We start from the raw sequence: 9,467 nt of genomic DNA, 5'->3' as shown, positions 1-9,467 counted from the left end.
GACGATGGAATAAGGGTTTGCGAGCGGTGAAGCACCACGTCGTGCCGCTCGTATTTCCGTTCGGGGCCGTGGACGTGGTGCCCCGTGACGAAGGAATAAGGGTTTGCGAGCGGTGAAGCACCACGTCGTGCCACTCGTATTTCCGTTCGGGGCCGTGGACGTGGTGCCCCGCGACGATGGAATAAGGGTTTGCGGGTGGTGAAGCACCACGTCCCACCGCTCGAAACCCTATCCGACCCTGAGGACATGGTGCCCCATGACGAAGGAATAAGGGTTTGCGGGCAGTGAAGCACCACGTCCCACCGCTCTTCCCATTTCTATAATTTCAAAAAGAAAGAATTGACGACGAACTCTCCTTCTTCTCCCTTTCGTCGTCAATTCTAACTATATATGCAAAAAGACGGTCACCCTTGATTGATATGTACCCTCCCTCCTGGGTGTCCAGGAAAGAGGGTACATATCACTAGGGAAACCGTCTTTTCTTTTATAATGTTCAGAATTCCTATTTCCAGAAATCCGTATCCTGCTTCAGCTCGATATCTGCAGCCACGAAATGCGGATCCTTTCCTTCCGCCTTCTGCTTCTGGTAATCCCGCAGGCATTTTACCGCGGTTCCGCCCAGCAGCAAGATGGTCGGCATATTCGTGATAACCATCAAGCCCTGCATCATATCTGCGGTGTTCCATACCAGTCCCGCCGAAGCGATGGAACCCACGAATACCAGTGCGGTAGCGAAGAGACGGAATGCCAGCAGCTCGCCCGGCTTGATGTCTCTCTGAATGATGAACCGGATGCATCCTTCACAGTAGGAATAGTTTCCGATCAATGTGGTGAATGCGAACAGGCACATTGCAAATGCGATGAAAATAGGACCGAATTTTCCAAGTGTGGATGCGGTAGCCGCCTGAACGTATCCCGCTGCATCCGCACTTCCATCCGCACCCAGATAATTCTGCGGAATGATGTTGGTGCTGAGGCACATGAACGCAGTAGCGGTGCAAATCAGCATGGTATCGATGAATACGGACAGCATCTGAACCAGACCCTGCTTTGCCGGGTGGGAAACGTCCGCCGTTGCCGCCGCATTCGGTGCGGAACCCATACCGGCCTCATTGGAGTAGAGACCTCTCTTGATTCCGAACATAATGCAGGATCCCGCAAAACCGCCGAAAATTGCCTGGAAATCAAAGGCATTCTTGAAGATGCCGGCGAACATTGCCGGAACGTTTCCGATATTCAGTACCAGCACAATCAGAGAAATTGCCACATATATAATGCCCATCACCGGAACCAGAACGCCGGTTACCTTTACCAGACGGTGTGCACCGCCGATGACAACGGCACCGAACAGCGCGGCCAGGATGACCCCGATGATTGCCGGTGTGCGGTCCCCGTAGAAGCTGAACACCTTGAAGGTGGACTGCAGGTTGAACGCCGCCAGCATGTTATATCCAATCGCATAGGTGAAGATAATCAGTACGGAGAAAATCACGCCCAGCCATCTTGCGTTCAGCGCATCTCTCATGTAGAACGCCGGTCCGCCATAGCTGGAGCCGTCCGCATTCTTCTTTTTGTAGATCTGCGCCAGCGTGGACTCGATGAAAGCAGACGCTCCGCCCAAGAAGGCACTGAGCCACATCCAGAAAATCGCACCGGATCCGCCGCAGATTACCGCCGTTGCCACACCGATAATATTACCGGTACCAACTCGGGATGCGGTGGATACCATCAGCGCCCCGAAGGATGAAATGCCGTTCTCCGTCTTCGGCTTTTCCGTAACCACCCGAAGACAATCCTTGAACATCCGAATCTGAACACCGCCGGTACGAATCGTGAAATACAGTCCGCCCACCAACAGGATCACCGGAAGAATGAATGGCTGGTACAGAAAATTGCTGACCGCCAAAACCACGTTATTAATTGCTTCCATAAAATCATTCTCCTTCACATATAATTTCGAAGTAAATTGTAAAAAACAACACGTTTATTTTACATGAATCTTTTTTGTTTGTCTATAATTCTATACAAGAAATTTAAAAATTGTATGAGCAGTATACAATTTCTACCGTAATTTCACCCATTTCCCATGAAAGAAAGATTGAATCCGTCGGGTTTTCCGTTTATCCTATATATGTTGATGGGTTTGCGGGAAACTGCATTCTCCGCAATTTAAGAAAGGAAAATCGGCAATTTAATGAAAGAAATCGAACTGAAAGCACAATACGACAGCTCGAAACGACCGGAGCTGGAACAACATCTGAAGGAGCAAGGCTTCCAAGAAATCCGCGCCTTCACTCAGCAAGACGAATACTTCAACCATCCGAAACGGGATTTTAAGAAGACGGATGAAGCCCTGCGAATCCGTCGGGAACAGCATAACGATGGAACCTCCCATTGCTGCATCACCTACAAAGGTGCCAATGATTCCCACATCGGTCAGAGCCGCCGAGAGTTGGAAACCCGGGTGGAAGACGAACACAAAATGCGGCAGATTCTGCTGGCGCTGGGTTTTCGCTCCGCTGCGGAGGTGAAGAAGCGCCGGAAAGAATACAAGAAAGAGGACCTTACCGTCTGTCTGGACGAACTGGACGGACTGGGAAACTACATTGAAGTCGAGATTGTCCTTCCGGAAAACCGATTAAATGTGAAAACTGCCACAGAAAATCGCCTCCGGGAATTTCTTTCTGAACTGTCATTTATCCAACCGGTCATCGAGCCTCTAACATACCTAGAACTGGTAATGGGGTTTCGAGGGGGCTCCGCCGCCGAAAACGCCTCTCCGAACGACTAGAAATTATTTACAAAAAATGCTTTTCAACGGAAATTGTTTTCCATTGTTTTTTTCACAGCCGGGTCAAAAACTCCGGCTGTTCTTTTTTGCTCTTACCTGTTCTTTACAATTTATTAACATTCCGCAAAGTCAGTTTTTTCAACGGATTGGGAATTTTCCACAAGAATTCGAAAAATTGTATACAATCTCGTGAACAACTGATTGTGGATAACTAAAACCTCGGATACCCTTTGATATTCGCCTTTGAGCGTCTTTTTTTCTTTTGTCAAGAAAACTTTTCCACAGATTTGGAATACTTTACCTCCGTCATTTTGTTCTTTTCAAAAAGAAGGCGGATTGTTTCGATTTTGAAACAATCCGCCCTCTTTCGATTTGAAAGCGTTTCTAAATTTCAGCTGCAGGAGCCCCATCTTCATTTAGAATCTTCATAAATTCCTCGCCGGTAATGGTCTCCTTCTGGTACAGGTACCGTGCCAACTCATCTAATTTTTCTCGATTTTCCAGCAGAATACCGGCTGCCTTTTCATGCTGCTGACGCACCAGCGCTACCACCTTTTCGTCGATCTTCTTCTGGGTCTCCGCCGAGCATGCCAGGGAGGCATCTCCGCCCAGGTATTGGTTGGACACCGTCTCCAACGCCACCATATCGAAGTCCGAACTCATTCCGTATCGGGTAATCATGGCACGGGCCATCTTGGTGGCCTGCTCGATATCGTTGGAGGCGCCGGTGGTCACATCCCCGAAGACGATTTCCTCTGCTGCCCTGCCGCCGGTAAAGGTGGCAATTCGGTTCTCCATCTCCTTCTTGGTCATCAGGTAGTGATTTCCTTCCTCTACCTGCATGGTGTATCCCAGCGCTCCGGAAGTTCGCGGAATGATGGTAATCTTCTGAACCGGTGCAGAGTGGCTCTGCTTTGCGGCCACCAAAGCATGACCGATTTCATGGTAGGAGACGGTCCACTTCTCCCGATCCGTCAGAATGGCATTCTTCTTCTGATATCCGGCGATAACCACTTCAATGCTTTCCTCCAGATCCGCTTCCGTGGCAAAGTGACGCTTGTCCCGAACCGCCCGAAGTGCCGCTTCGTTTACGATATTGGCCAGCTCCGCACCGGAAGCACCGGAGGCCATCCGAGCGATTTTCTCGTAATCCACATTCGGCTCCACTTTAATCTTCTTGGCGTGAACCCGCAGAATCGCTTCTCGTCCCTTCAGATCCGGAAGTTCCACCGGTACTCTCCGGTCAAACCGTCCCGGTCTCGTCAGTGCCGGATCCAGGGAATCCGGACGGTTGGTCGCCGCCAGAATAATGACGCCGTTGTTTCCTTCGAATCCGTCCATCTCCGTCAGCAGCTGATTCAGGGTCTGCTCCCGCTCATCGTTTCCGCCAACCTGGCCCTCTCTCTTTTTACCGATGGTATCGATCTCGTCGATAAAAACAATGCACGGAGCCTTCTCCTTCGCCTGCTTGAACAAATCCCGAACCTTTGAGGCACCCATGCCTACGAACATCTCCACGAATTCCGATCCGGAAATGGAGAAGAAGGGCACATTGGATTCCCCCGCTACGGCTTTTGCCAACATGGTCTTACCGGTTCCCGGAGGACCCACCAGAAGCACGCCCTTCGGCATAGAGGCACCGATGGTCTTGTATTTATTCGGGTCGTGGAGATAATCCACGATTTCCTGTAGATTCTCTTTGGCCTCATCCTCCCCGGCTACATCGGAGAACTTGATGCCGTTGGTGGACTGCACGTATATCTTCGCATTGGACTTACCCATTCCGAACATCATGGAACCGGCACCGCCGCCGGACTTATCCATCAGGCTCTTCTGCATCCGCTTGCCCAGCCACATGAAGAGCAAGATTGGTAAAATCCACGTCAACAGGAAGCTTGCCAGCGGAGACATGGTTTCGTTAATCTCCCCGGAGAACTTGGCTCCGGATTCCGACAGCCGGTCAATCAGCTCTGGATCGTTCATCTTTGCGGTTTCGTAGATCTTGTCGTCATCCTTCAAAGTAAACACGATTTTATTTTCCTGCACCTCCACCTCTTTCACCTGCTTTTTTTCGGTCTGGGAGATAAAGGTGCTGTACTTCACATCTTGAATCTGCATCTTCTGAATATACGGTTTCAGAAAAATATTGATGCACAGAAGTACCATCAATGCACCAATCCAGAAATTAATCACCGGTTTCTTCGGTGTTTTTACCTCGTTCATAATCTACCTCATTTTCTGTGCGAATTAGCACTCTACGTATGAGACTGATAATAGCACATCGATTGCCGTAATTCCACGACTTCACCAACTCTTCATAGGAAAACTACCCAATCGACGAAGAGTAATTCTCCAACAGAAAAAGGAATCCGATTTACACCGGATTCCCCTTTCCTTATCCACCATTTGTTTTTTCGTTACATTGCGGCCGCTTCATCCTCGATGTTGTCTACATGCGGTCCGGCAGCGGCGATTTCTTTCTTCATGTCCGGATACTTTTTTTCAAAGTTGTCCTGGAACATTTTCGCCAATTCTCTGGCCTGAAGATCGTACGCCTGCTTATCCTTCCAAGTATCTCTCGGATTCATGATTTCTGCCGGTACATCCGGGCAGCTCTGTGGAATGTCCAAATTAAAGAGGGCGTCGTGAACGTACTCCACATCGTCCAGCTTTCCTTCCAGAGCCGCATGAATCATTGCCCGGGTGTACTTCAACTTCATTCTGGAACCGGTACCGTACGCACCACCGGTCCAGCCGGTATTCACCAAATATACTTTTGTGCCATATTTCTCCAGACGCTCGCCCAGCATCTCCGCATAGCATTCCGCTCTCAGCGGCATGAACGGTTCCCCGAACAGTGTGGAGAATGTCGGCTGTGGTTCCTTGATGCCCCGCTCCGTGCCGGCCACCTTTGCGGTAAAACCGGTGACGAACTGGTACATGGCCACATTCTTGGACAGTCTGGAAATCGGCGGCAGTACGCCAAAGGAATCCGCCGTCAGGAAGATTACCACCTTCGGGATTCCGCCCTTTCCCGAAATCTCCGCATTATCGATAAAATTAATCGGATATCCCACACGGGTGTTCGGCGTCAGCTCCCGGTCGGAATAATCCGCTTCTCGGGTCTCGTGATCCAGAACCACGTTTTCCACCACCGAACCGAATCGAATCGCATGATAGATTTCCGGCTGCTCCTCTTCTTCCAGGTCGATGCACTTCGCGTAGCATCCCCCCTCAATATTGAACACACCGTCGTCGGACCAGCCGTGTTCGTCATCCCCGATCAGCTTCCGCGCCGGATCCGCCGACAGGGTTGTCTTTCCGGTTCCGGACAATCCGAAGAATACTGCCGTCTCCCCAGTCCCCGGATCCATATTGGACGAGCAGTGCATCGGCAGCACGTTGTCTTCTACCGGCAGCACGTAATTCATGATGGAGAACACGGATTTTTTAATCTCTCCCGCATAGCTGGTTCCGGCAATGATGACAAAGTGTGCCTCGTAATCGATGATAATCGCCGCTTCCGAATGAATGCCGTACTTCTTCGCATCGCACTTGAACCCCGGCACCGCCAGGATGGTGAAATCCGCCTCGCCGTATTCCTCCAGCTGTTCCTCCGTCGGACGAATCAGAAGGTTGTGGATGAACAGGTTCTGCCACGCTTTCTCGTTGATGACCCGAATTTTCCGGGTGTACTTGCTGTCTGCACCGGCAAAACCATCGAAAACGAACACTTCTTTCCCGTTCAGATACTCAATCATATCCCCCTTAATCCGGTTAAAAATTCTCCGGTCAATCGGGCGATTGACGCTTCCCCAATGAATCCGATCGTGCACCGCCGGGCTGTCTACAATGTATTTATCGTAAGGAGATCGGCCGGTATACTTTCCCGTTTCCACCGAAAGGGCGCCCGTCGAGGACAAGGTCGCTTCCCCCCGCTCCAGGGATTTCTTCACCAGTCTTGCCGCGCACAGATTGTGGTGCACCTGACTTGCCTGAATACCCAGCTGATCGATTCCGTACATTTCCATAACTCTCTTCTCCTATAAAAAAACCTTATATCTTCCAACCATTTCCGACAATGCGAGGAATTCGCTATGCCGGCTCACTTGTAAAGTATATGTAAATATTGTATTATAATCAAATACTTATATTTTTATATAAACTATAGTTTTGAAGTTATATAAGGAGAAGCCATGTTTCAGGGAATGGAATATGTATATGAAGTTTATAAACAGAAGAGTTTTTCCAAGGCGGCGGCCAAGCTGTACATCTCTCAGCCTTCGCTGAGCGCCAATGTGAAGCGGATTGAGAAGAAGGTGGGATATCCCCTTTTCGACCGCAGCACCAAGCCCTTGGAGCTCACCGAGTGCGGCAAGCAGTATATCCATGCGGTGCATCAGATTATGACCGCCACCACGGAATTCGAGACCTTCATCAATGACTTTGGGGAACTGCGCACCGGCTCCCTGCACTTCGGTGGGAGCAACTTCTTCTCCTCCTGGGTGCTTCCGCCCTTGCTCGCCCGATTCTCCGCCAAATATCCGGACCTGGAAATCTCCCTGGTGGAAGCGAAATCCCGGGAACTGGTGAAGCTGCTTCAGGACTCCCAGATTGACTTTATCCTGGACAACAAGGAACTGGACTTGAAGGTCTTTGACCGGCACCAGGTGGGTCGGGAAGATCTGGTCCTGGTGGTGCCCAAAAATTTCGCCATCAACATGGGACTGCGAGACTATCAAATTCCTCAGAAGGCCATTCAGGACGGGTCCTTCCGTCAGGATGAATATCCGGCCGTGAATCTCGCTCTGTTCCAAAAGGAGCCCTTCATCCTGCTCCATTCCTTCAACGATACCGGAAACCGCGCCCGGCTCCTCTGCCAGGAATACGGATTTAAACCTCGCGTTGCACTGGAACTGGATCAGCAGCTCACCGCCTACAACGTGGCCGGCTCCGGCCTGGGAATTGCGTTCACCGGAGAACTCCTGATCGGCAGAGCCACCCCGGATCCCAACCTGGTGTATTACAAGCTGGCGGGCGAGAATATCACCCGAAATCTGTACTTCTATTGGAAGAAGGGCCGGTACCTCACCCAGGCCATGCAGGTCTTCATGGACACCATCGTGCGCCACACCCACTTCTAGACACATGAAAAGAGAGTGCATCGCGAAGATGCACTCTCGATTTTTTTACCCGATTCGTATTGTCGAAATCCTATTTGCAGGCAGCCAGGATTGCCTTCAGGTATTCCCATGTTCTTGCGGTGGATGGGATGGACAGCTTCTCGTTCGGAGAGTGAACTTCCATCATCTCCGGTCCGATGGATACCGCGTCGATGGCACCCCACTTCTCCGCCCACTTTCCGCATTCCAGTCCGGCATGAACCGCACCCACTTCCGGCTTTTTGCCGAAGTGCAGTTCGAAGGCATCCACGCAGATGTCCAGCAGTGTGGAGTGGTTGTTGAACTCCCATGCGCCGTAATCGCCGGAGAACTCGCACTTGCCGCCGTATGCTTCGGAAACCATCTTTACGCGCTGGCACAGGTTCTTCTTGCGGCTGTCCACGGAAGAACGGATCATCGCACCGGTCTGCATGGTGTCGCCTTCCAGACGGATGAATCCAATGGACATGGATGTCTCTACGATGCCCGGAAGCGCTACGCTCATGTGGTGAACGCCGGTCGGAATCACGAAGAGATACTTCATCAGGTTCATCTGACACTCATCCGAAACGACTTCGGTTTCCATCTCGCCGACTCTCTCCATGGTGATTTTCAGGCCCGGATCCGCGATTTCGTACTCTGACTTCAGCTCTGCCGAAACTTCGCGCATTGCCTTCTCAAATGCGATGCAGTCATCCGGATGCACCAGAACTTCACCGGATACCTTATTGCAAATTGCGTTGGTAACGGCACCGCCGGTGAGGCGGATGATGTTCATTCTTGCTTCTTTCAGGCAGTCCAGGAAAACACGACCGGTCAGATCGATGGCATTGCCTCTCTCTTTGTCGATATCCATTCCGGAGTGACCGCCCTGCAGTCCGTCCAATGTGTACTTGTAGCAAACGCCGGACTTCGTTACTCTCGGAGTCTCAAATGTTGTAATGCAATCTACCGCACCGGCACAGCCTACGGTGATAACGCCTTCGGACTCGGAATCGATGTTGATAATTCTGCGAGCGGAAATCTTAGAAGGATCCAGGCCTTCTGCGCCCAGCATACCGATTTCTTCATCCACGGTAATCAATACTTCCAATGCCGGGTGGCTCACCTGATCCGAAGTCAGTACAGCCAGTGCCATTGCGATTGCGATACCGTTATCCGCACCCAGAGTCGTTCCTGCTGCGGTTACATAGTTTCCGTCTACGTAGATTTCCAGCGGCTGGGTTTCGAAATCGTGTTCGCAACCTTCTGCAACAGCGGCAACCATATCCATGTGGCCCTGCAGCATCACCGGTTCAGCGGTCTCATATCCCGGAGTCGCGCCTTTATAAATAATCACGTTGCCCAGCTCATCCTGGTAGTATTCCAGATTGTTTTTCTTCGCAAAATTCACCAGATATTCGCTGATCTTTGCGTTGAACTTGGATGCACGCGGAACTGCGCTAATCTCATCAAAGTACTGGAATACACTTTTTGGCTCCAGCATACTTACATCACTCATTACCATAATCCTC

Annotated in this window: 6 protein-coding genes; 2 read left to right on the top strand and 4 right to left on the bottom strand. The window is 50.8% G+C overall.

Annotation, left to right across the window (positions count from 1 at the left end; all coding sequences use genetic code 11):
• Positions 1-502 precede the first annotated feature (502 nt).
• A complete protein-coding gene (locus FYJ65_RS07505; RefSeq protein ID WP_154554713.1) occupies positions 503-1,930 on the bottom strand; it encodes an alanine/glycine:cation symporter family protein in 1,428 nt (475 codons plus the stop codon).
• Positions 1,931-2,194: 264 nt separating this feature from the next.
• On the opposite strand from FYJ65_RS07505, the gene cyaB reads away from it, so the two are divergent.
• Positions 2,195-2,791: a class IV adenylate cyclase gene (gene cyaB / locus FYJ65_RS07500; RefSeq protein ID WP_154554712.1), complete on the top strand. Its 597-nt coding sequence runs from the start codon at positions 2,195-2,197 to the stop codon at positions 2,789-2,791.
• A 384-nt stretch (positions 2,792-3,175) separates the two neighbouring features.
• On the opposite strand, the gene ftsH is transcribed toward cyaB, so the two are convergent.
• Positions 3,176-5,014, bottom strand: a complete 1,839-nt coding sequence (ftsH, locus tag FYJ65_RS07495) for an ATP-dependent zinc metalloprotease FtsH (protein ID WP_154554711.1) — start codon at positions 5,012-5,014, stop codon at positions 3,176-3,178.
• 194 nt (positions 5,015-5,208) lie between these two features.
• Entirely contained in the window at positions 5,209-6,822 is a 1,614-nt protein-coding gene (gene pckA / locus FYJ65_RS07490; RefSeq protein WP_154554710.1) for a phosphoenolpyruvate carboxykinase (ATP), read from the bottom strand.
• 165 nt (positions 6,823-6,987) lie between these two features.
• On the opposite strand from pckA, the gene FYJ65_RS07485 reads away from it, so the two are divergent.
• Positions 6,988-7,935 (top strand): LysR family transcriptional regulator, encoded by a 948-nt coding sequence (locus FYJ65_RS07485; RefSeq protein ID WP_154554709.1) that lies wholly within the window; start codon positions 6,988-6,990, stop codon positions 7,933-7,935.
• A 70-nt stretch (positions 7,936-8,005) separates the two neighbouring features.
• Here the strand turns inward: FYJ65_RS07485 and FYJ65_RS07480 are convergent, their stop codons facing one another.
• The gene (locus FYJ65_RS07480; protein ID WP_206157358.1) at positions 8,006-9,454 is read right to left on the bottom strand and encodes an aminoacyl-histidine dipeptidase; all 1,449 of its coding nucleotides are present in this window, start codon (positions 9,452-9,454) and stop codon (positions 8,006-8,008) included.
• Positions 9,455-9,467 lie beyond the last annotated feature (13 nt).

This window comes from Mogibacterium kristiansenii (assembly GCF_009695905.1).
In the GTDB taxonomy this organism is placed as follows: Bacteria; Bacillota; Clostridia; order Peptostreptococcales; family Anaerovoracaceae; genus Mogibacterium_A; species Mogibacterium_A kristiansenii.
The sequence above is the reverse complement of the archived record's forward strand: the minus strand, read 5'-3'. Positions and strand labels throughout refer to the sequence as shown.

What these genes read in the sequence shown, in the direction of transcription:
- FYJ65_RS07480 (WP_206157358.1), bottom strand. Translation starts at nt 9,454, where the DNA reads ATGAGTGATGTAAGTATGCTGGAGCCAAAAAGTGTATTCCAGTACTTT.
- pckA (WP_154554710.1), bottom strand. Translation starts at nt 6,822, where the DNA reads ATGGAAATGTACGGAATCGATCAGCTGGGTATTCAGGCAAGTCAGGTG.
- FYJ65_RS07485 (WP_154554709.1), top strand. Translation starts at nt 6,988, where the DNA reads ATGTTTCAGGGAATGGAATATGTATATGAAGTTTATAAACAGAAGAGT.
- cyaB (WP_154554712.1), top strand. Translation starts at nt 2,195, where the DNA reads ATGAAAGAAATCGAACTGAAAGCACAATACGACAGCTCGAAACGACCG.
- ftsH (WP_154554711.1), bottom strand. Translation starts at nt 5,014, where the DNA reads ATGAACGAGGTAAAAACACCGAAGAAACCGGTGATTAATTTCTGGATT.
- FYJ65_RS07505 (WP_154554713.1), bottom strand. Translation starts at nt 1,930, where the DNA reads ATGGAAGCAATTAATAACGTGGTTTTGGCGGTCAGCAATTTTCTGTAC.